The sequence below is a fragment of the Sphingosinicella humi genome (assembly GCF_003129465.1).
Classification (GTDB): domain Bacteria; phylum Pseudomonadota; class Alphaproteobacteria; order Sphingomonadales; family Sphingomonadaceae; genus Allosphingosinicella; species Allosphingosinicella humi.
This window is the reverse complement of the sequence record NZ_QFFF01000002.1, coordinates 235,160-258,544: the sequence shown is the minus strand read 5'-3', so window position 1 is coordinate 258,544 and position 23,385 is coordinate 235,160. Positions and strand designations below refer to the sequence as shown.

The 23,385-nt window shown below is 67.2% G+C and carries 22 protein-coding genes and 1 other RNA gene; 15 read left to right on the top strand and 8 right to left on the bottom strand.

Features of this window, described 5'->3' with window-relative positions:
- The first annotated feature begins 62 nt into the window (after positions 1-62).
- Entirely contained in the window at positions 63-1,646 is a 1,584-nt protein-coding gene (locus tag DF286_RS14600; protein ID WP_109272409.1) for a long-chain fatty acid--CoA ligase, read from the top strand.
- Positions 1,647-1,750: 104 nt separating this feature from the next.
- Here the strand turns inward: DF286_RS14600 and DF286_RS14595 are convergent, their stop codons facing one another.
- The 3 genes from DF286_RS14595 to DF286_RS14585 form a co-directional block, all read right to left on the bottom strand.
- The gene (locus DF286_RS14595) at positions 1,751-2,827 is read right to left on the bottom strand and encodes a PA0069 family radical SAM protein (RefSeq protein WP_243444901.1); all 1,077 of its coding nucleotides are present in this window, start codon (positions 2,825-2,827) and stop codon (positions 1,751-1,753) included.
- 86 nt (positions 2,828-2,913) lie between these two features.
- On the bottom strand, positions 2,914-4,686 hold the full coding sequence (locus DF286_RS14590; protein WP_109272407.1) for a lytic transglycosylase domain-containing protein: 1,773 nt from the start codon (positions 4,684-4,686) through the stop codon (positions 2,914-2,916).
- Positions 4,683-5,363: a uracil-DNA glycosylase gene (locus DF286_RS14585; protein ID WP_109272406.1), complete on the bottom strand. Its 681-nt coding sequence runs from the start codon at positions 5,361-5,363 to the stop codon at positions 4,683-4,685. The genes DF286_RS14590 and DF286_RS14585 overlap by 4 nt, the downstream gene beginning before the upstream one ends.
- Before the next feature lie 158 nt (positions 5,364-5,521).
- Between DF286_RS14585 and DF286_RS14580 the strand changes: the two genes are divergently transcribed.
- The 8 genes from DF286_RS14580 (at position 5,522) to DF286_RS14545 (ending at position 14,310) form a co-directional block, all read left to right on the top strand.
- Complete coding sequence (locus DF286_RS14580) at positions 5,522-7,171, top strand: electron transfer flavoprotein-ubiquinone oxidoreductase (protein WP_109272405.1); 1,650 nt, start codon at positions 5,522-5,524, stop codon at positions 7,169-7,171.
- Between the two features lie 169 nt (positions 7,172-7,340).
- Positions 7,341-8,825 (top strand): tetratricopeptide repeat protein, encoded by a 1,485-nt coding sequence (locus tag DF286_RS14575; protein ID WP_109272404.1) that lies wholly within the window; start codon positions 7,341-7,343, stop codon positions 8,823-8,825.
- Positions 8,825-9,631: a 4-(cytidine 5'-diphospho)-2-C-methyl-D-erythritol kinase gene (locus DF286_RS14570; RefSeq protein ID WP_109272403.1), complete on the top strand. Its 807-nt coding sequence runs from the start codon at positions 8,825-8,827 to the stop codon at positions 9,629-9,631. The genes DF286_RS14575 and DF286_RS14570 overlap by 1 nt, the downstream gene beginning before the upstream one ends.
- A gap of 256 nt (positions 9,632-9,887) precedes the next feature.
- Positions 9,888-10,634: an enoyl-CoA hydratase/isomerase family protein gene (locus tag DF286_RS14565; RefSeq protein WP_158274707.1), complete on the top strand. Its 747-nt coding sequence runs from the start codon at positions 9,888-9,890 to the stop codon at positions 10,632-10,634.
- Positions 10,631-11,359 (top strand): N-formylglutamate amidohydrolase, encoded by a 729-nt coding sequence (locus tag DF286_RS14560; protein WP_109272401.1) that lies wholly within the window; start codon positions 10,631-10,633, stop codon positions 11,357-11,359. Before DF286_RS14565 ends, DF286_RS14560 begins: the two co-directional genes overlap by 4 nt.
- Positions 11,360-11,387: 28 nt before the next feature.
- Complete coding sequence (locus tag DF286_RS14555; RefSeq protein WP_109272400.1) at positions 11,388-11,759, top strand: hypothetical protein; 372 nt, start codon at positions 11,388-11,390, stop codon at positions 11,757-11,759.
- Positions 11,756-13,123, top strand: coding sequence for an NAD(P)H-hydrate dehydratase (locus DF286_RS14550; protein WP_109272399.1), 1,368 nt, complete (start codon positions 11,756-11,758; stop codon positions 13,121-13,123). Before DF286_RS14555 ends, DF286_RS14550 begins: the two co-directional genes overlap by 4 nt.
- Positions 13,120-14,310: a class I SAM-dependent RNA methyltransferase gene (locus DF286_RS14545; protein WP_109272488.1), complete on the top strand. Its 1,191-nt coding sequence runs from the start codon at positions 13,120-13,122 to the stop codon at positions 14,308-14,310. Before DF286_RS14550 ends, DF286_RS14545 begins: the two co-directional genes overlap by 4 nt.
- Position 14,311: 1 nt before the next feature.
- Here DF286_RS14545 and DF286_RS14540 read toward each other — a convergent pair whose 3' ends face one another.
- The 3 genes from DF286_RS14540 to DF286_RS14530 all read right to left on the bottom strand — a co-directional run bounded on the left by DF286_RS14540 (position 14,312) and on the right by DF286_RS14530 (position 18,107).
- The gene (locus DF286_RS14540) at positions 14,312-15,739 is read right to left on the bottom strand and encodes an amidohydrolase family protein (RefSeq protein ID WP_109272398.1); all 1,428 of its coding nucleotides are present in this window, start codon (positions 15,737-15,739) and stop codon (positions 14,312-14,314) included.
- Positions 15,739-16,794: a 1,9-bis(guanidino)-5-aza-nonane synthase gene (locus tag DF286_RS14535; protein WP_109272397.1), complete on the bottom strand. Its 1,056-nt coding sequence runs from the start codon at positions 16,792-16,794 to the stop codon at positions 15,739-15,741. Before DF286_RS14535 ends, DF286_RS14540 begins: the two co-directional genes overlap by 1 nt.
- Positions 16,795-16,919: 125 nt before the next feature.
- On the bottom strand, positions 16,920-18,107 hold the full coding sequence (locus DF286_RS14530) for a type III PLP-dependent enzyme (protein ID WP_109272396.1): 1,188 nt from the start codon (positions 18,105-18,107) through the stop codon (positions 16,920-16,922).
- 208 nt (positions 18,108-18,315) lie between these two features.
- Between DF286_RS14530 and DF286_RS14525 the strand changes: the two genes are divergently transcribed.
- Positions 18,316-19,287 (top strand): threonine ammonia-lyase, encoded by a 972-nt coding sequence (locus tag DF286_RS14525; RefSeq protein ID WP_109272487.1) that lies wholly within the window; start codon positions 18,316-18,318, stop codon positions 19,285-19,287.
- On the opposite strand, the gene DF286_RS14520 is transcribed toward DF286_RS14525, so the two are convergent.
- Positions 19,284-19,523: a hypothetical protein gene (locus tag DF286_RS14520; RefSeq protein WP_146193644.1), complete on the bottom strand. Its 240-nt coding sequence runs from the start codon at positions 19,521-19,523 to the stop codon at positions 19,284-19,286. The two genes, DF286_RS14525 and DF286_RS14520, sit on opposite strands and share 4 nt — an antisense overlap.
- Positions 19,524-19,614: 91 nt before the next feature.
- On the opposite strand from DF286_RS14520, the gene DF286_RS15215 reads away from it, so the two are divergent.
- On the top strand, positions 19,615-19,785 hold the full coding sequence (locus DF286_RS15215) for a hypothetical protein (RefSeq protein WP_158274706.1): 171 nt from the start codon (positions 19,615-19,617) through the stop codon (positions 19,783-19,785).
- An 83-nt stretch (positions 19,786-19,868) separates the two neighbouring features.
- Here DF286_RS15215 and DF286_RS14515 read toward each other — a convergent pair whose 3' ends face one another.
- Positions 19,869-20,525 (bottom strand): alpha/beta hydrolase, encoded by a 657-nt coding sequence (locus DF286_RS14515; RefSeq protein ID WP_109272394.1) that lies wholly within the window; start codon positions 20,523-20,525, stop codon positions 19,869-19,871.
- Between the two features lie 107 nt (positions 20,526-20,632).
- On the opposite strand from DF286_RS14515, the gene DF286_RS14510 reads away from it, so the two are divergent.
- The 4 genes from DF286_RS14510 to ffs all read left to right on the top strand — a co-directional run bounded on the left by DF286_RS14510 (position 20,633) and on the right by ffs (position 23,329).
- A complete protein-coding gene (locus tag DF286_RS14510) occupies positions 20,633-21,685 on the top strand; it encodes a cysteine desulfurase family protein (protein WP_109272393.1) in 1,053 nt (350 codons plus the stop codon).
- Positions 21,682-22,872 carry a cysteine desulfurase family protein gene (locus tag DF286_RS14505; protein ID WP_109272392.1) on the top strand — a complete coding sequence of 397 codons (1,191 nt, stop codon included), beginning with the start codon at positions 21,682-21,684 and terminating at the stop codon, positions 22,870-22,872. Before DF286_RS14510 ends, DF286_RS14505 begins: the two co-directional genes overlap by 4 nt.
- Positions 22,869-23,204 carry a 2Fe-2S iron-sulfur cluster-binding protein gene (locus DF286_RS14500; protein ID WP_109272391.1) on the top strand — a complete coding sequence of 112 codons (336 nt, stop codon included), beginning with the start codon at positions 22,869-22,871 and terminating at the stop codon, positions 23,202-23,204. The genes DF286_RS14505 and DF286_RS14500 overlap by 4 nt, the downstream gene beginning before the upstream one ends.
- Before the next feature lie 29 nt (positions 23,205-23,233).
- Positions 23,234-23,329: signal recognition particle sRNA small type (gene ffs, locus DF286_RS14495), an RNA gene on the top strand.
- The last annotated feature ends 56 nt before the right edge of the window (positions 23,330-23,385 follow it).

Here is a 23,385-nt window from a genome sequence, read left to right as displayed (position 1 = left end):
TTTTCCTCTCGACAGCAAGGAAAAGAAATTCCAGCTTCCGTCGAAAGAACGGGAGAGGGTTGATGCTGGGTGCAATGCAGGACTGGCCGCTCCGGATCATGCGGCTTCTCGATCATGCCGAGCGCGAGCATGGGTCGCGCGAGATCGTTTCCCGTTACGCGGCCGGAGATGTGGTGCGCACCGACTGGGCCGGCATCGCCCGCGACGCGCGAAAGCTCGCCAACGCGCTGGAGCGGCTGGGCATCAGGCGGGGCGATCGTGTTGCGACCCTGGCGATGAACCATGGCCGACATCTGGTCGCCTGGTACGGTGCGATCGGCATGGGGGGCGTCCTCCACACCATCAACCCGCGTCTGTTCGACGATCAGCTCGTCTACATCGCCAACCATGCGGAGGATCGCATCCTCTTCCACGACGCCGCCTTCGCTTCGATCGTCGAGCGGCTGAAGCCCCAGTGGACGACGATCGAGCACTTCATCTGCTTCGACAATGGCGAGTTCGAGGAACTGATCGCCGCCGAGAGCGACGATTACGCCTGGGTCGAGGGCGATGAGCGCGAGCCGGCGATGCTCTGCTACACCAGCGGCACCACCGGCCATCCCAAGGGCGTCCTCTACGAGCATCGCTCGACCGTGCTGCACGCGCTGGTCGAGGTGATGCCGGACGTCTTCGATCTCTCCAACCGCGCCGTGGCGCTGCCGATCGTGCCGATGTTCCACGCCGCCGCCTGGGGCCTCCCCTTCGCGGCGCCGATCGTCGGGGCAAAGGTTGTCTTCTCGGCCGACTACACGCCTGAGGTCATGTGCGACCTGATGCGCGAGGAAGGCGTGACGCACACCGCCGGCGTTCCCACCGTCTGGCTGGCCCTCATCAACCATGTCGAGGCGACGGGCGCCGATCTCGGCCGCCTTCGGCTCGTCACCATCGGAGGCTCGGCGGCGCCGCGTTCGATGATCCAGTGGTTCATGAAGCGGGGCATCGACGTCGGCCATGCCTGGGGCATGACCGAAATGTCGCCGATCGGCACCGTCGGCGGCCGCCCTGCCGGCTGGGACGACATGAGCGAAGGCGAGCAGCTCGACCTTCTCTGCCGGCAGGGCCGGGCACCGTTCGGAGTCGAGCTCCGCATCGTCGACGATGAAGACCGAGCGCTTCCGCGCGACGGCCAGACGCCGGGACGGCTCCAGGCGCGGGGACCCTGGATCGTCGGGCGCTACTTCAAGGCCGAGGAAGCGGTCACCGAGGCCGACAATTGGTTCGACACGGGCGACGTCGCGATCCTTCATCCGGACGGCGTGATGCAGATCACCGATCGCTCGAAGGACGTGATCAAGTCCGGGGGCGAGTGGATCAGCTCGATCGAGCTGGAGAATGCGGCCGTGGGCTGCCCCGGCGTCGCCGAAGCGGCCGCGGTGGGCGTGCACCATCCCAAATGGGACGAACGGCCCCTGCTGCTGGTGGTCCGCAAGGAAGGATCGGATGTGACGCCCGACGCAATCCTCGCTCATCTTTCGGCCCATGTCGCCAAATGGTGGCTGCCCGACGAGATCCTGTTCGTGGAGAGCCTGCCGCACACGGCCACGGGCAAGCTGCTGAAGACGGCGATCCGGGAGCAGTACAGGAACTACAAGCTGGCGGCCGCTTAGCCGCGCGAGGGTCCGTTCGTCCCGAGCGAAGCCGAGGGGCGTGTGTGGAAGAGTCCGTGCCGGCGCCCCTCGGCTTCGCTCGGGACGAACGAGGCCTCATTCACTCACAGTAACCGCAATTGCGGTCCCTGGGGCGGTTCGAACAGGTCGGTGCGGAGCTTCATCTTTTCCTGATTGAGGCCATGCTTCCTGACCGCGATCTGGAAGCGCGTCCGGAGCAGCTCCGCCCAGGGGCCGAAGCCCTGCATCCGGGTGAACCAGTTGGGGTCGTTGTCGCGGCCGCCGCGCATCGACTGGATGATGCTCATCACCTTCTCGGCACGGTCGGGATAATGTTCGTCCAGCCAGGCGCGGAACAGGGGCGCCACTTCGAAGGGCAGCCTGACGGGGAGGTAGAAGACGCCCTTGGCACCGGCCTCGGCAGCGGCTTCGACGATATGCTCCAGCTCATGGTCGGTCACGGCGGGAATGACCGGGGCGATCGCGACCCACGCCGTCACGCCGGCCTCGCTCAGCCGCTTCACCGCCGCCATCCGTTTGCGGGCCGAAGGCGCCCTCGGCTCCAGTGTGCGCGAGATTTGCGGCGTCAGCGACGTCACCGACAGCGCCACGCTCACCAGCCGCTGCTCCGCCATCGGCACGAGAAGGTCGAGATCGCGCAGCACCCGGTCCGACTTGGTGGTGATGGTCAGCGGGTGCTTGGTCTCGAGCAGCACCTCGATGCAGGCGCGCGTGATGCGATAGTGGTTTTCGATCGGCTGATAGGGATCGGTGTTGGTTCCCATCGCGATCGGACGCGGGACATAGCCGGGTTTCCCCAGCTCTTTCCGCAGAAGCTCCGGCGCGTTCGGTTTGGCGAACAGCTTGGATTCGAAGTCGAGGCCGGGCGATAGATCATGGTAGGCGTGGGTCGGCCTAGCGAAGCAGTAGATGCAGCCATGCTCGCAACCGCGATAGGCGTTGATCGAGCGGTCGAAGCCGATGTCGGGCGAACTGTTGCGGGCAATGATCGTCTTCGGCTTCTCGATCGTGACCGTTGTCCGAAGCGGCGGCGGCTCGCCGTCCTGTTCTTCGCGCGCATCCAGCCAATCGCCGTCCGCCTCGCGCACCGCCAGGCCGAAGCGGGTCGGCGTCCGGTTCTCGGGCGCGCCGCGGCCAGGGCGTACGTCGGGGCGAGGCATGCCCCGCATTTACGCCTTTGATAAGAACATAGCAAGAACATATCGTGGTGGTTAGGGATGACGGTGGTGGAAGGATGACGGCAGGGTTAGTCGCTGCCGTGGGCGCCGGCGCGGGAGGCGCCGGTGCCGAGGCGCACCGCCGTCGCCCCAGGGAGGCCCGGGAAACGCGGCCACAATCCCTGGACCAGGGCCTGGCGGCTGACCGGCTGGTCGCCGGCCTTCTCCTGGTAGATCCAGTAGTTTCTGAGCACGATCGGCACGTAGCCGCGCGTTTCCCAATAGGGGATCGACTCGATGTAGAGCAAAGGATCGCCCTCGCCGAAGCGGCGGCTGTTCCATTCCGATATGGGGGCGGGACCGGCATTATAGGCGGCGATCACCTTGGGCAGCAGGCCGCCCGTGCCGTGGTGGCTCCTCAAATATTCCAGATAGCTCTGGCCATATTCCAGATTGTAGGCGGGAACGCTGAGCTGGTCCGGGCTGAAAGGCTCGCCGCGCCGGCGGGCGATGTCGCCGGCGGTGCCGGGCCGAACCTGCATCAGGCCCTTGGCGCCGGCGGGGCTGGTGACGGCGGTGCGGAAGCCGGATTCCTGAAGCGTATGGGCATAGGCCAGCGCCTGATCGACGCGCCAGCCGCGCGGCGGTTGCCAATCCGGGGTGGGATAGCGTGCCGCCATGTTCACATGGGCGCCGCGCGGCGCGTTATGGGCGAGCCAATATTGGGTTGAGGCGAGATTGAGGTCGGCGGCGAGGTGGATGAGGGCGGCATGATCCTCGCGTCCCCCGATCCGCGCCTGATGCTTGATAAACTGGTCGGCAAGGTTGGTCTCGCCGATTTCCGTCAGGGCGATCGCCGCGCGGACATTGGGCTCGCGCGCGATCTTGCGCCATTCGGCGTCATGGAAATCGTGGAGCCCGGCAAAGCCCGGCGTGCGGATGCCGAGCGCGCTGGCCGCAAGCAGGCCGTAGAAGGTTTCCTTGAGCGCCGCCGCCTGCCGCAGCCGCGCCTGGACATTCTCCGGGCGCGCGCACTTCATGTCCGCCCGCGAGGCCCAATAATGACCGGCGGCGGAAAGCTCGGTATCGCTCGCGCGGGCGCCGACCTGGGCGAAGGCATTGGCGGCAGCGTTGCAATCGCCCATCCGCCAGGAGGCGAGGCCGGAGACCCAGGCGGCATGCAGCGCCCATTGGCCGCTGCCGCTCCGGGCGACGTCCGCCAGGCGCCGCGCGGCGGCGTCGTTCTCGATGAGATAGTAGGACCAGGCGACGCGCTGCTGGAATTCGGTTCGGGCCTCCGGGCTGAGGCCGTAAGAATGCGCGTTGAGCAACGCCTCGGCCTCCGCCGGCCGGTCGCCGACGATAAGCGGTTGGATCAGCGCATCCAATTCGCGGGCGGCCGGGTCGGTCGCCACGCTCTCGGCGCGGGCGCGGCGAGGCTGGCTGCCGGCCCAGGCGAGATCCTGCGCCCGCGGCAGATCGGGCAGCTCCGTCGCCCCTCTCCTTTGCGCGAGCCGTCCCAACTGCGCGGCCTGCGGAAGATAGGGGGCCTGCCTCAGCAAGGTCAGCGCCTGCTCCATCGAGACCACGGGAGAACCCTTGGCCAGATACAGCTCGGCGGTGGCCGCGGCGTGGAGCGGCCCGTCGCGCATCCCGGCGAGGCGCGCCGCGGCGCCCGCCCAGTCGCTGCGGTGGATGGCGGCGAAGACCTCGCGATAATTGCTGCGCTCCGAAGCGCTCAGCACCGACGGGCCATCGCGGCGAAGATCGGCGCTGCGGCCGGTGCTGACGTCGAGCGCCAGCGCCGGCGCGGCAGGGAGGGTGAGCGTGGCGGCCAAAAGCAGGGCGCGGAGGGGCTTCATGGCTTCAGTCCTTCGGCGAGCATCTGCAGGTCGGCCCAGGCCAGAGCCTTCGCCGACGGCTGATCGAGCAGATAAGAGGGTGGAATGGTTACCAATGTCTTAACGGGCCCGGCATGCGTCGCAACCTCGTGCCAGCGTCCGCGCGCCTTCGCCATCGGCAGTCCCAGCAACGCCTTGGAACAGGCATCGCCGAACAGCAGCAGCGCCTTCGGCGCGGCAAGCCCGATATGGTGCCGAGCGATCGTGGCGCATTGGCGGCCGGTCTCGCTCGTGAAGCGGCCATCCGGCGAGCGGAAGCAGGAAAGGGCGGCGAGATAAAGGGATCCCCGGTCGCGCCCGATCGCCGCCATCATGCGGTCGAACAGCCGGCCCGCCTCGCCGGACAGCAAGGCGCCATCGCGGCGGTCCTCGGTCGCCGGCATGTCGACCATGATCATCAGCCCCGACGCGGGATCACCCGAGGGGCAGACCCGCGGGGCCGATGGAGAGGCGAAGGGGAGGGTCCCGCTGTCCCTGAGCCACGCCTGGAACAGATCGAGCTGATCGGGCAGCCGCTCCTCACGCGCTTCAGAGGGCGCCGGAGCCGGGGGAGGCGGGGCCTTGGGCTCGGGGCGCAGCCAGTCGCGCGGGGCTTCGTCGACCATGACGTCGACGCCCGCCTCCAGCCACCACTGCAACGCGCTTGCCGCGGCCGCAGGGGAATAGGGTTCGCCTCCCCGCTCCACAGCACCCTATAGAGTCATGCTATTGCGGGGTGGTCAACGGAAAAATAGCCGCTTATCTGCGAGATGTTGGCCGTTTGCGACGAAGGAACGGTGGCGAAACGGAGTGAGGAATGAGCGAACGCGAGTCCATGGCCTATGATGTGGTGATTGTCGGGGCCGGCCCTGCCGGGCTCGCCGCCAGCATCCGCCTCAAGCAACTCGCGGAGAAGGAAGGGCGGGAGCTTTCCGTCTGCATCCTCGAAAAGGGATCGGAAGTCGGCGCCCACATCCTTTCGGGCGCGGTCATCGATCCGCGCGCGCTCGACGAGCTGCTGCCCAATTGGAAGGACCTGGACAGCCCCCTTACCGTGCCGGTGACGGAGAACCATCACTGGGTTCTGGGCGAGACGTCGAAATACGGCATGCCGCACTGGATGATGCCGCCCTTCATGAGCAACAAGGGCACCTATACGGCCTCGCTCGGCAATGTCTGCCGCTGGCTGGCCGGGCAGGCCGAGGCGCTCGGCGTCGAAATCTTCCCCGGCTTCGCTGCCGCCGAGGTGCTGTTCCATGAGAATGGCGCGGTGAAGGGCGTCGCCACCGGCGACATGGGCGTCGCCCGCGACGGCACGCACAAGCCCGACTACCAGCCGGGGATGGAGCTGCACGGCAAATATACCTTCTTCGCGGAAGGGGCGCGCGGGCACCTCACCAAGGAGCTGAAGCGTATCTTCAAGCTGGGCGAGAATAGTCAGCCGCAAGTCTATGGGATCGGCCTTAAAGAGCTGTGGGACATCGACCCCGCCAAGCATGCGCCGGGCCGCGTCATCCACACCCAGGGCTGGCCGTTGACCGATGCCTGGGGCGGCGGCTTCCTCTATCATCAGGAGAACAACCAGGTCGCGCTCGGCTTCGTCGTCGCGCTCAGTTACAAGAATCCGTACCTCAACCCGTTCGAGGAATTCCAGCGCTGGAAGCAGCATCCGGAGATCCGCGCGATCCTGGAAGGCGGCCGGCGCGTCAGCTATGGTGCCCGCGCGATCAACGAGGGCGGCTGGCAATCGGTGCCGCAGCTCGCCTTCGACGGCGGCGCGCTGATCGGCTGCTCGGCGGGCTTCGTCAACGTGCCGCGCATCAAGGGCAGCCACACGGCGATGAAGTCCGGCATGCTCGCCGCCGAAGCCGCCTATGAGGCGATCGCCGCCGGCCGCGAGGGGGATGCGCTCAAGGCCTATGACGACAATCTCCGCTCGAGCTGGGTTGCCGACGAGCTGAAAATGGTCCGCAACGTCGAGCCGATGGTCGCCAAATTCGGCGGCACGCTCGGCACGATCCTCGCGGGTGCAGATATGTGGATGCGGACGCTGAAAATCGGTCTTCCGTTCACGATGAAGCATCATCCCGACAATGAGACGCTGCTGCGCAAGGATCAGGCGAAGCCGATCGCCTACCCCAAGCCGGACGGCGTGATCAGCTTCGACCTCCTCTCCTCGGTGTTCCTGTCGAACACCAATCACGAGGAGGACCAGCCCGTTCACCTCACGCTCAAGGATGCGAGCGTACCGATCGAGGTGAACCTCAAAGATTATGACGCGCCCGAGCAGCGATATTGCCCGGCGGGGGTTTACGAAATTGTGGGCGAGGAGGAGGGCAATCCCCGGCTCCAGATCAACGCCCAGAATTGCGTCCACTGCAAGACGTGCGATATCAAGGACCCCACCCAGAACATCAACTGGGTGGTCCCGGAAGGCGGAGGAGGACCCAATTATCCCAATATGTAGGCTCGGACTCCATGGCGTCCTCGCCGGCGCCCTGATCCTCCCTCTCGGCGCCGCGTCTCATGCCAGTCGCGACGACCATGCGCTCCTCAGCGCCTATGTCCAGGCGCGGGCGGCCGACAGCATTGGAGCGCTGGACCGGGCCTCCGAAGGCTATGCCGCCGCCCTCTCCTTGGCCCCCGAGAACAAGATGCTGGCGGCGCGCGCGCTCGCCCAAGCCGTCGAGGCCGGGGATCGCGACCTTGCCGTGCGTTCCGCCCGCATATTGGAACAGGCGGGGCTGCTCGCCACCGACATCCGGATGCTCCTCCTGACCGAGGCGGTTCGAACCGGGGACTGGGCCGCCGCCGAACGCTATGTCACGGCGATCGGGGAGGACGACGTCTTCTCCTTCATGCTTCCGGTGCTCCGCGCCTGGCTTGCTTTCGAGACCGGCAAGGGCGATCCGATGGAGATCCTCGCCACCGCGGGCAGCGACCCCCTGGCTGCCGCCTATGTGGCGGAGCACCGCCCGCTGATCCTGCTGGCGCAGGGCAAGGAGGCGGGCGCCGCCCAGCTGGCGAAAGTGGCGGACGGCGCCGGCGGTCGCGACAGCCGTCTCCGGATCGCCGCCGCAGCCTTGCTCGCCAAGCAGGGCCGACGGGACAAGGCGGCGGAGCTCCTTCAGGGAGACGAAACCCCGATCGTTGCGGCGCGGCGGCTGTTGAAAGCGAAACGGCCCATCCCAGGCGCCATCGACGGCGCCCGGCCCGGCATCGCCGAGCTGCTGGTCCGCATCGCCATCGATCTTCATCGCCAGAATGTGACGCCGCTGGCGCTCACCTATGCGCGGCTTTCGACTTTCCTCGCGCCCGAGAATAGCGAGACATGGCTCGTGACGAGCGAATTGCTCGCTGCGCGCGAGCAGCAGGCGGAGGCGCTGGAAGTCCTCAGCCATGTCGCACCGACCGACCCCTTCGCCGCCAACGCCAGCGACGGGCGAATAAGGCTGCTGATCGCGGCCGGTGAAACCGAGACCGCGCTGAACGAGGCGCTGGCGGCGGTGAAGGCGGGGCCGCCGAGCATCGCCGACTGGACTCGCCTCGGCGATCTTTATGGCCAGTTGGAGCGGATGGACGATGCCGCCGCCGCTTATGGCCGCGCATTGGCCGTTGCGGAACAGCAAGGCACCGAGGAAGGCAAATGGGCGCTGTGGCTGCTTCGGGGCGGCGCGCTAGATCAGGCCGGGAACTGGCCCGAGGCCAAGGCCGCGCTCGAAGCGGCCTATCGGCTCGCGCCGCAGCAGCCGCTGGTGCTCAATTATCTCGGCTATTCGCAGCTCGAACGGCGCGAAAATATCGAGGAGGCCATGCGCCTCATAGCCGAGGCGAGCCGGCTTCAGCCCGACAGCCCGGAAATCACCGACTCCCTCGGCTGGGCGCATTATCTGCACGGCCAGGTCCACAAAGCCATTCCGCTGCTCGAAAAGGCGGTGGTGGGGCAGCCGGCCGACCCGGCGATCAACGAGCATCTGGGCGACGCCTATTACAGCGCCGGCCGCCATTATGAGGCGCGCTATGCCTGGGAGGCGGCGCTGATCTACGCCGAGGAAGAGGATGCCGAGCGGTTACGGGCCAAGATCGAGACGGGACTGACGCCCACGCTCGCTTCGCCCTGATGCGGGAAAGGGCCTACGCCAAGATCAACCTGGCGCTGCACGTTCGCTCCCGGGAACCGGACGGCTATCACCGCATCGAAACGCTGTTCGCCTTCTGCGAGGACGGCGACGAGCTTGAGGTGGCGCCGGCCGACGGGCTTGAGCTCCACGTCGAGGGGCCGATGCGCCAAGATCTGTCGGACGAGACCGACAATCTCGTGTTGCGCGCGGCACGCCTTCTTCAGCCGGGCGGCAAAGGCGCCTCGCTGCGCCTTACCAAGTGCCTGCCGATCGCGGCCGGGCTTGGCGGCGGCTCGGCGGATGCGGCCGCCGCCATGAGGCTGCTGAACCGCTTCTGGGCGCTCGATCTGGACTCCGAGAAGCTGACCGAGCTCGCGGCATCGCTCGGCGCGGATGTGCCCGCGTGCATCGGCTCCGTTACCGCACGCGGCGAAGGGCGTGGCGACAGGCTGCAGCCAGTGGAGACCGGGTTGGGCAAGATGCCGGTCCTGCTGGTCAATCCCCGCAAGGCGGTTTCGACCGCCGCGGTGTTTCGCGGCTGGGACGGCATCGATCGCGGCCCTTTGCCGGACGACTGGAGGGCCGGCCGCAACGATCTGGAGCCGATCGCCCTAGCGATGGTGCCGGAAATCGGGGAGGTCCTGGAGCGCCTTAAGGCTCAGAGCGGTGCGCGGTTGGCTCGGATGTCGGGCTCTGGCGCGACCTGCTTCGCGCTGTTCGAGTCCGTGGTGGAGCGGGACGCGGCGCACGATGCCATAGCGGCCGAACGCCCGGACTGGTGGCAGCTCGCGACTCGTCTCAGATGATCCGGTCTTCCCGCGACGGGACAGATTTGGAGCCGGATTAACCATCGTAAGCCCCGTCCTGCCGTCGTGGCACGAGCCTTGCTGCGTGCCGTCATGGACGGGTCGAGGCTCGCACGTACGAGCCGACATCCGCGCATGGTCCTTGTCCTCCGGGGCGAGCGCCATGCACCTTCAGAGGCCGGGCGCCAGTATTCGCGCCCGGCCCTTTTTTCTCGTCGCGGATGACAAAGCCGTTCCGGAGCGGCAAGCAGCGGCGATGTTCGAACTTTCCCTAAATGGCGCCACCGCGCGCCTAGCTCTGAACCGTCCCGCGGCGCTTAACGCCATAGCTATCGACGGTTGGTTCCAATTGGCTTCTGCGGCGGACGAGGCAGTGGGCTCCGGCGCCCGAGCCCTGATCGTCAGCAGCGCGCCCGGCGGCGCCTTCAGTGCCGGCGCCGATATTTCGGAGTTCGACTCCTTCCGAGACGACGCGGAGGCGCGTTCTGCCTTCCGCCGTGCGATGCGGCACGGGCTCGACACGCTCGCCGACCTGCCTATTCCCACCATCGCCCTGGTCGAGGGTGCCTGTTTCGGGGCCGGCGTCGCGCTCGCCATGGCCTGCGACATTCGCGTGGCCGGGCCCAAGGCGCGCTTCGCCATCACGCCCGCTAAGCTCGGCGTCGCTTACCCCCAGGAGGATGTGTACCGGCTCGTCTCCCTCGTCGGTCCGGGCCAGGCGTCGCGGCTGCTGTTCGGCGCCGAGATCATCGATGCGCGGGAGGCGGCCCGCATCGGCCTCGTCGAATGGGCTATCGAGGGTGAAGCGGAGCCCGCGGTCGAACCCTTCGCCGCCGCTGTTGCGGCCAATGATGAAGAGAGCCTTCGCGTTCTGAAACGGGCGGTCCGGCTGGCCTCGCTCGGCACGAGCCAGGACGAGGGGCAGGACAGGGCGTTCGAGTCGCTTCTCGGTTCGGAGGCGGTGACCGAGCGACTTGCCGCTCACAGGAGCCGCAGGAAATGAGCGAAGTCGCGGATTTCCTTCCGGGGACGCCCGGCTCCGAGCTTCTGCTTGTCGCCGACCACACGTCCAACCGCGTGCCGGCCGACATCGACCTCGGCATCCCCGAAAGCCTCATGCACCAGCATATGGCGGTGGACATCGGCGTCGATCCGCTGGCGCGCGAAGTCGCCGCCCGGCTCGGCTGTCCGGCCATTCTCGCCACCGTTTCACGGCTCGTCGTCGATCTCCACCGCGAGCGGGACGAGCTCAACGCAATTCCCGTGATCAGCGACGGACATCCCATCCCGGGCAACGAGGCCCTGACGCCGGCCGATCGGGAGCGGCGGCTCGAACGCTTCTGGGACCCCTATCACCGGCTGATCACGGAAACGGTGGAGCGGCTTAGGCCGCGCATCCTCTTCGCGCTTCACAGCTTCACGCCCCAGCTCGCCACCCGGCCCCAGGAGAAAAGGCCGTGGGAGGTCGGGATCCTCTACAACCAGGACGTGCGCGCGGCCCATATCGCCATCGATCTGCTAAAGGCCGAGGGGATCGTCACCGGCGACAACCAGCCCTATTCGGGGCAGGACCTCAATGCGACGATGGACCTTCACGCCGAGACGCGGGGGCTTCCCTACCTCGTCGTCGAGGTTCGGCAGGACCTGATCGGCGACGCCGCCGGAGTCCGGCGCTGGGCCGACAGGCTGACACCGATACTGCAGCGGACCGCCGACGCTCTTGCTTGAGGCCGGTGCTTGGCTCAAACACCCGCGGATGAGGAAATTTCCGTTCGCCGCCCTTATCCTCTTGGCCGCCTGCGGCGATTCCGACCGAGGGGCGCAGGAGGCGCTCGCCGCCGATCCGGCCAATCGCATAGCCTGCGCGGTCGAAGGCGCGACGGCCTTCAAATCGAGCTGCATCGTGGAACGGACGGCCGGCGATGAAGGGTCGATCCTGACGCTCCACCACCCCAGCGGTGGCTTCCGCCGCCTCCTCGTCACCGGCGACGGGCGTGGCGTCGTCGCGGCGGACGGCGCGGAGCCCGCCATCGTGTCCATCATCGCCGACGACCGGATCGAAGTTTCGATTGCGGACGACCGTTACCGGCTGCCGGCGACGGTCAAGGCGCTGCGGCAGGGACAATGAGCGTCATCCTCACCGCGGCCGAAATGCGCGCCGCCGAGCAACGCGCGATCGACGCCGGCACGCCCGTCGAAACGCTGATGGAGCGCGCCGGCATCGCGGCCGCCGAGGCGATATGGCGCTTTGCCGGGCCTCTGCCCACGCTCATCCTGTGCGGACCCGGTAATAATGGCGGCGACGGCTATGTCGTCGCGCGCGAGTTGGCGGCCAGGGGCGTGGACGTGCGCGTGGCGGCGCTCGCCGAACCCAAGAGCGGTGCGGCCAAGGCGGCGCGGGCGGCCTGGTCCGGCCTCGTCGAGCCATTGGCGGCGGCGGAAGGCGCGCCGCTTCTGATCGACGCGCTGTTCGGCACCGGCCTTGCCCGGCCGCTCGACGAGGCGACGGCGGCGGCGCTGATGCGCCTTGCCGGTGAGGCCGCCGTCAAAGTGGCCATCGACCTGCCGAGCGGCGTCGCCACCGACGACGGCCGCATTCTCTCGCCGGTTCCCGATTACGAGCTTACCGTCACCTTCGCGACGTTGAAGCCGTCGCACCTCCTTCAGCCGGCGGCTCGGCACATGGGTCGAATCGCCGTGGCGGAAATCGGCATCGAAGCGAGGAGTGACCTTCGGCGGATCGAAAGACCAAGGCTGGCCGCTCCCGGGCCGGACGATCATAAATATACAAGGGGTTATGCCGCCCTGGTCGCCGGCGAGATGCTCGGCGCGATTGCCCTGGCCGCCGCCGCCGCTGCGCGGGCTGGCGCCGGTTATGTCCGACTGATCGCACCGCAGCCGCTCCCCGGCGTGCCGAGCGCCGTCGTGCAGTCGCACGGCCTCGAGGCCCTGGACGATGAACGCGTCGATGCCGTCGTCATCGGGCCCGGGCTCGGCAAGGTGGGGAAGGGAAGAGACAGGTTCCGGCGGGCGTTCGAATCCGGACGTCCACTGGTGATCGACGGCGACGCCCTTGCCTTGCTGGCCGGGCAGGATTTCCCGCGCTGGAGAGAGACGCCGATCCTTACCCCCCATGCCGGCGAGTTCGCGCGATTGTTCGGAACGCTCGTGGGCAGCAAGGTGGAGCAGGCGCGGGAGGCGGCCCGTCGCTCCCAGGCCGTGATCGTCTTCAAGGGATCCGATACGGTCGTCGCCGCGCCGGACGGCCGAGCCGCCATCGCGCCACCGGCCTCACCCTGGCTCGCCAGCGCCGGGACGGGCGACGTGCTCGCCGGCATAATCGCAGCGATGCGGGCGAGGGGGCTGGAGGTCTTCGAGGCGGCCTGTGCCGGCGTGTGGCTGCACGGCCGGACTGGTGCCATGGCGGGCCCCGGCTTGATCGCCGACGATCTCCTCTCCCATCTGCGCGAAGCGCTCGCAGAGTGCCGGTGACCGACACCATCGTACGCATTGCGGCGCGCGGCGATGGCGTGACGGAGACCGGCCGTCACATCCCCTTCACGGCGCTCGGCGATCGGGTGCATGCGGACGGCACGATAGAGCCGGGGCCGCATCGGGCCGAGCCGCCCTGCCGCCACTTCCCCGAATGCGGCGGTTGCCAGCTCCAGCATGTCGACGACACCGCTTATGCGGGCTTCCTCGTCGACCGCATTGCATCGGCATTGATGGGCCAAGGCGTGGCCGTCCCCGAAATCCTGCCGCCGCACATTTCGCCCACGGTCAGCCGCCGACGCGCCTCCTTTCGCGCGGAGAGCCGAGGCCGCCAGGTGCGGCTCGGCTTCAACGCCGAGAAGAGCAGCCGCATCGTCGACATGCACGAATGCTTCATCCTCCGGCCGGAGCTGTTCGCACTGGTCGAGCCGCTGCGGCGCTTGCTGGGCGAACTGCTCGGGCCCAGGGGAAGCGGCGGCGTCCGCATGACCCTGGCCGATCAGGGGCCCGACATTCTCCTCGAAAACGTTCCGGTTGCAGGGTTGCAGGCGACGGAGCGGGTCACCGATTTCGCCAACGCCCATCGGATCGCCCGCCTCGCCACCGACGACGGCGATGGGCCGCAAACGCGTTGGGAGCCGGAGCCGGTGACCATCACTCTGGGCGGCGCGCCCGTGCCGCTGCCCCAAGGCGCCTTCCTCCAGGCGACGGACCAGGGCGAGGCAACGCTGGTCGAAGCGGTGCGCGAAGCGGTCGGGCCCGCGCGCATTCTCGCGGACCTTTTCGCCGGTCTCGGCACCTTCGCCCTGTCGCTGCAGGGACGTATCCTGGCGGTGGAAGGCGGCCGGGACGCGGCCCTGGCGCTGAAGAGCGCGGCCAATCGCGCGCAGCGAACGATCTTCGTCGACCATCGCGACCTTTTTCGTCGCCCGCTGGACGAGCAGGAGCTGAGCCGCTTCGAAGCCGTGGTGATCGATCCACCCCGCGCCGGCGCGCGGGAGCAGGCGGAGATGCTGGCCCGCTCCAGCGTTTCCCGGATCGCATCGGTGTCCTGCAATCCCAGCACCTTCGCCCGTGACGCGAAGATATTGATCGAAGGCGGCTACGGCCTCGACTGGATCAAGCCAGTGGGGCAGTTTCGCTGGTCCACCCATGTGGAGCTGGCGGCGCGGTTCTCGCGGGAATGATCTAGCGCGCGGCGCGTGCCTTGGCCTCGTTGAGCAGGCGGTCCAGCGCGGCGGAGTCGAGCAGCTGTCCCTTCAGGATTACGGCGTGAATGCCGCGCGTGGCGGAAATGTCCTCCAGCGGGTCGGCATTCAGGATCAGGAGATCCGCCGTCTTGCCTTCGGCCACGGCGCCATAGCGATCGGAATGGCCGAGAAAGGCCGGGCCGGTAATGGTCGCACTCGCCAGGGCCTCGGCCGGCGTCAGCCCCGCCTCGACATAGCGCTGCAGCTCGTCGTGTAGCGCTTGGCCGGGATAGTTGAAGGAATTGAGATAGCCGGCGTCCGTCCCGGCCAGGATGGGGATGCCGGCATCTCGCAGCATCGGGAGCACCTTGGCGCTGAGCTCATATTCCCGATGCCGATCCGCGACTTGTTCGGGCGTGGCCTTGGCGGCGCGCTCGACGCGCCATTCATAGGTCTTGCGGAGGCCGGGGCCGATGAGGGCCAGCGCCGGATCGTCGGAATGATCCTCCTGGTCGAGATAGGCGAGGATACGGCCCATGTTGAGCGTCGGCGTGACCGCCAGGCCGGTCGCGGCGAGCTGTTTATAGACGCTCCTCGCATAGTCGGGATCGAACGTCTCGACGAAGCGGTCGGACGCCTCGCCATAGGTCAGCTTACCCGCCGCATAATCGGCGCCGACCTGCGCCTCCAGGGGGGAGCCGGCCTTGATGAGATAATCGATATGCTCGACCGAACTCAGCCCCGCTTCGGCCGCCTCCAGGATCGTCAGCGCATAGGGCGTGTGCGCCGAGGTCTTGATCCCGCGCGCCTTGGCGGCCTTGACGGCATAGAGGAAGATGTCGGGCTTCAGCGTGTTGTCGGTGATCTTGACGAAGTCGACGTCCATCGCCTCCAGCCGATCGAGCGCCGCGTCGACCTCGGCGGGCGTTCCGACCTCGATCGTGCCCTTCCAGAGCGGGTCATAGCCCTCCAGCTTGGGTCCTGACGTGTAGATGGTGGGGCCGAGGAGCGCCCCCTTCGCCACCTCGCTCCGCCACGTCAGCACGGAGTCGCTGATGTCCGCCGCGGCATCGCGAACCGAGGTGACGCCGTAAGCGACGTAGACGGGGAGAAGATTCCTGTTCTCCTCCACAAGCTCCGGCCCGCCGCCGAAATGCATGTGCATGTCCCACAGGCCCGGCATCACATACTTGCCTGAGGCCTCGATCACCTCGGCCGCTGCGAAGCGCGCGGCCACGGCGGCATCGGGTCCGACCGCAACGATGTTGTCGCCGCGCACCGCCACCGCCTGGTCCGGCACCGTTCTCGCGCCGGCGACATCGACGACAGTTGCGTGGCGGATGAGGAGGTCCGCCTTTTCGCCCCCCGCGCTCGCCGGCGCCGTAAGGAGGAGCGCGGCGGCGAGGGCGGCGAGTCTTTTCCGCATCAGTCGAACATCTTCCCAAAGGCGCGCTTGGCGCGGGTCTTCCAGTGGCCGCGATGATAGGCGTCGGAAGCCAGGAGCGGCAGCACCGAGGTCGCCTCGGCATAGACCATCTGTTCCAGGGCCGTCGAAACCTTGCCCCAGGACGCCGCCTCCTGGAGGGTCGAGGAGGAGCAGGCGCCGTCGCGGACGTCCGCGACCGTGATCTGCACCGCATATTTGTGCACCTCGACATCCTCGTGGCCGAGGATCTCGGCGCAGACGACCGTGTCCTGGACGAAGTTCTTCGGCACGCCGCCGCCGATCATCAGCAGGCCGGTGGTGCCGGCCTTGATCTTGATGTCGGTCAGCTCACGGAAATCGGCGATCGAATCCATCGTCAGATAGGAGCGGCCCGCCTTCATCGCATCGACCTGATGCTTGACGAGACCGAAGCCCGCCGAGCTGTCGGTGAAGGCCGGGCAGAAGATCGGCACGTCATTCTCGTAGGCGAGCTTGACGAGGCTGTTCTCCTTCTTGCCGTTCTTGGTCAGCCACTTGCCCATCTCGCGGATGAAGGCGCGCGAGGAATAGGGGCGGGGCTCGAGCTCGTTGGCGATGAGCGCGACCGTGTGGTCGACATTCTGCAGCGCCACCTCGTCGATATAGGTGTCGTAGATGCGGTCGATATAGAGCGAGCGCAGCGTGTCGTCGTCAGGGATTTCAAGCGCTTGATAGTGCTTGTGGCCAAGCGCTTCGAAGAAATCCATGTCGACGATCGTGGCGCCGGTAGCGACGATCGCGTCGACCATGTTGTGCTTCACGAGGTCCGCATAGAGATCCATGCAGCCGCCGGCCGAAGTCGATCCGGCGACGACAAGCACGATCGAGCAGTCCGGATCGGCCAGCATCTGGTTGTAGATGTCCGTCGCGCGGCCCAGGTCGCGGCTGGTGAAGCTCATCTTCTTCATCGCCTCGACGATCGGGCGCGCGTCGAAATTCTTGATGTCGATATGCTCGACCTCGGTCGACAGCAGCTCCGCCTTGCGGGTGTCGTTGATGAGGGCTTCGGTGGTCATTTTGGGGTCTCCAATGAACTCATGTCCCCTCCCGCTTGCGGGAGGGGTTAGGGGAGGGGCTGTCGGAATCGTGGGGCGGGACATGCCCTCCCCCACCCCCTCCCGCAAGCGGGAGGGGAGCTAAATTACAGCGTAACGACGTTCGACGGAACGGCCTGTTCCTCGGCTCCGCCGTAGAGCGTCGCCATCGGCTCGTCGGTCATCTCGACCTTCATGTCCGATCCGAAGCCGTTAAACCCGGTCCGCATCGCGCAGCCATAGGCGCCGAGCATGCCGATCTCGATATAGTCGCCAGCGGCGACATCGGCCGGAAGCAGGAACGGGCCGGCCATATGATCGAGATCGTCGCAGGTCGGCCCGTAGAAGCTGAACGCCACGTCCTTGGCGTCCGAGATTTCCTCGCGCACCAGCTTCACCGGGAAACGCCAGCCGACATGCGCCGCATCGAACAGCGCGCCGTAGGCTCCGTCATTGATGTAGAGCTCGTTACCGCGACGCTTCTCGACGCGGACCAGCACGCTCGCATATTCGGCGCAGAGCGCACGGCCCGGCTCGCACCAGAGCTCAGCCGAATAGGAAATCGGCAGGCTCTCGAACGCCTTGTGGATCACCTCGAAATAGGTCTCGAGCGGCGGCGGCTCCATGCCCGGATAAGTCGAAGGAAAGCCTCCGCCGACATCGACGATGTCGACGGTGACGGCCGCCTCGACGATCGCCGCGCGCACGCGCTCCATCGCCTCGGCATAGGCCGCAGGCGTCATGGCCTGGCTACCGACATGGAAGCAGATGCCGAGCGCGTCCGCCGCCTGGCGGGCCGCGAACAGCAAAGCCTTGGTCTCGCCCGGCTCCGCCCCGAACTTGGAGGCGAGGCTCAGCTTCGAATGATCGGAAGAGACGCGCAGCCGCACGCACAGGTTGAGGTCGCTCGCGCCCTTGGTGGCGCGGACGATCTTCTCCAGCTCGTCCATCGTGTCGAGCGAGAAGGTGCGAACGCTATGCTCGAAATAAGCTTCCGCGATCGCTTCCTCGGCCTTCACCGGGTGCATGAAGCAAAGCCGGGCCTCCGGCAGCGTCTCCGACAGGAGACGCACCTCGGCGATCGACGCGACGTCGTAATGCGTCACGCCGCTGTCCCAGAGCACCTTCAGCAGGTCCGGAGAAGGGTTCGCCTTGACCGCATACATGGCCGTGCCCGGAAACTTCTCGACGAAGAACCGAGCGGCACGGCGAGCCGCGTGCGGACGAATGAGCGTGACCGGCTGAACCGGTCGGAGGGCAGTCGCTAGCCCCAGCGCGCTATGATGGCTGTGCAATTCAAGGGACCTCCAGAGGGTAGTTGACGACGAAGCAGCCTTGCGGTTTGGAAGTCCCCATGGGGCTGCGGAGGCGCGATATAAGTTCGTGATACCCCCCTGTAAAGACCTGCCTGTTTGCCATGTTCTGGAGGACGGTTAGGGCAAGGAAATCGTTGCGGTTTCCGTGTCGGATCGTGGCTCGGGCGCGATGAAGGGAATCGAGCGAATGACGATGAGAAAGCCGACGCGGGAAGGAGTCGAAGCCGCGGCGGCGCGGATCGCCGGCGAAATGACTCGAACGCCGTTGCTGCCCTTCGAAGTCGAGGGCCAGCGGCTGTGGGCCAAGGCCGAGTGCCTGCAGCTGGGCGGCAGCTTCAAGCTGCGCGGCGCCACCAACCGGCTGATGCTGCTCAGCCCAGAGGAGCGGACGCGCGGCGTTGTCGCCTTTTCGTCGGGCAATCACGCGCAGGGCGTCGCCATTGCGGCCCGGCGGATGGCAATCGCCGCCACCATCGTCATGCCGTCCGATGCGCCGACGGTGAAGCGGCAGGCGACCGAGGCCGCGGGCGCCAAGGTCGTCGAATATGATCGGGCGCGAGAGAGTCGCGAGGAGATCGGCGCCCGCCTCGCCGCCGAAACCGGGGCGACGCTCGTTCCATCCTTCGACGATGTCGACATTATCGAAGGGCAGGGGTCGGTTGGCGTCGAGCTCCGCGCGCAGATGATCGAAGCCACGGGCGGCGTGCCCGACAAGGTGCTCGTCAATTGCGGCGGGGGCGGTCTTTCGGCAGGGATCGCGCTCGCTCTTCCGGAGGCGGAGATCGTCGTCGCCGAGCCCGAAGGCTGGGACGACATGGCCCGATCGCTGGACCTGGGCGAGCGCGTGCCCGTGCCGGATGACGCGCCGCCGACGCGATGCGACGCGCTTCAGACGAAGCTGGTCTCGCCCCTGACATTCAATGCCCTACGCGAAGCGGGGGCTCGCGGGGTCGCCGTTACCGAAGACGAGATCGCAGCCGCCATGGCTTTCGCCGCGCGTCACCTGCGCCTGGTCGTCGAGCCGGGCGGGGCGGTGTCGCTGGCCGCGGTGCTGGCCGGCAAGGCAGGCCCTCTCACCGGGCGGACGGCGATCATTCTCTCGGGAGGCAATGTCGATCCGCTCGTCTATGCGGAGATATTACGGTCTGAGGCCGCTTAGGCGGCGCGATATTCCTGGGGGTCGAGATGGGCCGGCGACATCGCCTCTACCTGCTTCGTCAGCTCCTCGAGCTGAAGGGCGATGGTGCGCAGCTCCGCCGCATAGACTTCGGCGTCGATCCCCGGCTGTCCCAGGGTCGCCGCGTCGAGCAGGGTGTCCAGCATCATCGAGATGCTGGGGAGGATCGTCTCCTCGATTCGCTCGAAGGCCTCGTCGAGGCCAAGCTGAAGGTCCATGTGCCCCATGGAACCGTCATAATCCCGGATGCTTAACCTTTCGTAAAAGCCCGGGCCTTTCTCGCGCCGTTGCGGCGTGCCATGGAGCGGCATGACCAGCGGACTGGGATCGATCCTCCTTTCCATCGCCATGGTCGCCGCCCTCCTCCTGGGCGGCGGCGGCCTATGGCTCATCGCCAAGCGACGCGATGCAAAGAAGGGCGCGCTGATGCTGGTGGCGGCGCTGGTGCTGCTCGGGAACGTGCTGATCTTGACGCTTTAGGGCAGGGAGGATCCGCTTAAGACAGTGTTCCTGGATCCCGGATCAAGTCCGGGATGACGTTTTGAGTCGGTTCGCTCGAAACGTCACTTGATCGGGCAGCTGGGGTCGAGCCTGAAATCCAGATAGTCGTCCACCGATTTCATCAGCTGCGGCATCTCGTTCTGGAAGAAGTGATTCGCGCCGGGAATGGTGTCGTGGTGGATGGTGATGTGCTTCTGGGTGCGGAGCTTGTCGACCAGCTTCTGCACGGCGATCGGCGTCACCACCTCGTCGGCCTCGCCCTGGATGATGATGCCCGAAGCGGGGCAGGGGGCGAGGAAGGTGAAGTCGTACATGTTCGCCGGCGGGGCGATCGAGATGAAGCCGCGCACCTCGGGACGACGCATGAGGAGCTGCATACCGATCCAGGCACCGAAGCTCACGCCCGCGACCCAGGTCGTCTCGGCCTCGGGATGGATCTGCTGCACCCAGTCGAGCGCGGAGGCGGCGTCGGACAGTTCGCCGATGCCGTTGTCGAACACGCCCTGGCTCTTGCCGACGCCGCGAAAGTTGAAGCGCAGGGTCGCGAAGCCGCGGCGCACGAACGTCTTGTAGAGCGCCTGGACGATGGCGTTGTTCATCGTGCCGCCCGCCTGCGGATGCGGGTGGAGGATCATGGCGACGGGCGCGCGGGGGCGCGGCCCCGGTTGGAAACGGCCTTCGAGACGGCCTTCGGGGCCGGGAAAAATGACTTCGGGCATTGCACCTGCGCTTGGACTGGCGTGATAAGGAGCACGCCCGGACTGTGCCGAGCGCGATGGCGCTCTATATAGGTCGAAGCACCCGCTTAGCAATCAAGAGGACATCGGTGCCGGAAGCCCGCGCCTATCTCGATCACGCCGCGACCACGCCGCTCCTCCCAGCGGCGCGCGAAGCCATGGCCGAGGCCCTGGCGCGCTGGCACAATCCGAGCTCGCCGCATGCGGAAGGCCGCGCGGCCAAGGCGGCACTGGAGGAGGCCCGGACGCGGATCGCCGCCGCGCTCGGCTGGACGGGCAAGATCGTCTTCACCTCCGGCGCCAGCGAAGCGCTCGCCATCGCCCTCGGCCGTGCCAAGTCGGGGACCTGCTATGTGTCGGCCGTCGAGCATGAGGCGGTTTTCCGTGCCGTTCCCAATGGGGTGAGGCTGCCGGTCGGCCCGGCCGGGTTGGTCCATGCGACGGGTGTGGATGGCGAACGGCCGCTCGTCGCCGTCCAGCACGCCAACAACGAAACGGGCGTCCTGCAGCCTTTGGACAAGATCGCCGAGGCGGTGCGCGAGAACGGCGGCATTCTCCTCGCCGATTGCGCCCAGACTGCGGGCAAGCTGTCGCTGCCGGACGCCGACATGATCGCCATCTCCGCCCACAAATTCGGCGGGCCACCGGGCGTCGGGGCTCTGCTACTGCGCGATTTCGGATTGATAGAGGCCGTCGGCGGTCAGGAGCAGGGCTATCGGCCGGGAACCGAAAATCTCCCCGGCATCCTCGCCATGGCGGCCGCGTTGGAGGCCGCGCCCCGATGGATCGACAAGGCTGCCGAGCTTCGCGAGCAGCTCGAAGCGGCGCTCGTCGCCGCTGACGGCGAAGTCGTGGCGTCCGGTTCGCCGCGGATTCCCACCATCGGCGCCTATCGCATGCCGGGCGTGCCCTCCAATGCCCAGCTCATCCAGTTCGATCTGGCAGGCATCGCCGTTTCGGCGGGGAGCGCCTGCTCCTCGGGCAGCTTGAAGCCGAGCCACGTTCTTGCCGCCATGGGCTGGGACGAAACCGCCGCCCGGGAGGTCGTCCGGGTGAGCTTCGGTCCCTCCACCACCGCACAGGAAGTCGACCGCTTCGTCCGAGCCTGGACCAGGATAGCCGCCAAACGCCGCGCCGCATGATCTATCTCGATTATCAAGCCACCACTCCGCTCGCCCCCGAAGTCGCGGCCGCCATGCGTCCGTGGCTGGAGACCCATTTCGGCAATCCGCACAGTCCTCACCGCCTCGGCCGTGAAGCGGCGGCGGCGGTCGAGGTGGCGAGAGAGCATATTCTGGAAGCTCTCCGTTCGTCCCGAGCGAAGTCGAGGGGCGCTGGTACGGACTCGCCACATACGCCCCTCGACTACGCTCAGGGCGAACCGGTTCCTGGGAAGCTTTTCTTCACCTCCGGCGCCACCGAGGCCGCCAATTGGGCGCTCAAGGGCGCGGCGGCACATCTCCCCGCCGACAAGCGCCGAATACTGACCCTGGCCACCGAGCATGCCTGCGTTCTCGACACGGTCGAATGGCTCGGCTCTCAAGGCTTCGACATCGACATCCTGCCCGTCCAGCCGGATGGCATCGTCGACCTCAACCAGGTCGCCGATCGCATCGACGATCGCACCGGACTCGTCGCGGCGATGCTGGTGAACAACGAGATCGGAGTCGTCCAGCCGATCGCCGAAATCTCCGCTCTCGCCCGCAGTCGAGGCGCGCTTCTCTTCTGCGACGCGGTCCAGGGCTATGGCCGCGCCGCCGTTCCGCTGGAGGCCTGCGACATGGTCGCCATTTCCGGCCACAAGGTTCACGGTCCCAAGGGCATCGGCGCCCTGTGGGTCCGCGACGGTATCGCGATCGATCCGCTGCTCCACGGCGGCGGGCAGGAGGGCGGCATCCGCTCCGGCACGCTGTCGCCCGCCCTCTGCGTCGGCTTCGGCGAAGCCGCTCGCCTGCTTTCGCGGCGTCGGGAGGAGGACCATGCCCATGTCGAGCGCTTGTGGAGGCGAGCCCGGTCTAGGCTCGACGGCTGGACCCTCAACGGCTCGGCCGAGCAGCGATATCATGGCAATCTCAATATTCGCCGCGACGGCCTCGACGTTGCCCGCCTGATCTCGGAAGTGCGGCGGGTGGCCTTCTCCGCCGGCTCCGCCTGCGCCAGCGGCTCCGGACGGCCCAGCCATGTCCTCGCCGCGCTCGGTCTCGACGATCGCCAAGCCCGGTCCAGCCTTCGCCTGGGCTTCGGCCGCTACACGACCGAAGAGGAATTGGATGAGGCGCTCGGCTTGATCGAGCAGGCGGCCGAGCGTCAACGGAGCTTCGCCGCGTGACCCGCATCCGCTTCATCTCCGCAGACGGTTCGGACGTCCGCGAGGTCGATGCCCCTCCCGGCGAGCGCCTGCTCGACATCGCCCAGGCCGACGGGCAGCCGCTCGAAGGCACCTGCGAGGGGCAGATGGCCTGCTCCACCTGCCACGTCGTCGTCGAGGCTGAAGACTTCGCCAAGCTCCCGCCTGCGAGCGAGGAAGAGGAAGACATGCTCGACCTTGCCCTCCACGTCACCCGCCATTCGCGCCTTGCCTGCCAAGTGTGGACGAGAGATGACCTAGACAGCCTCACCGTGAGGATGCCGGGGGGCGCTCACAATATGCAGGGCCGTTGATTCCGTGGGCGGACTCCCCCATATGCGCCGCGGGAGTCGGGCGGACGGAGTCGTCGCCAACCCGGTCAGGTCCGGAAGGAAGCAGCCGTAACGATTTCGCTCCGGGTCGTTCCGGCTCCCACCGCGCAGCGCGCACGAAGATAGCGAGAGCTATAGCCGAGACGCGCAAGCGCGGCAGGCC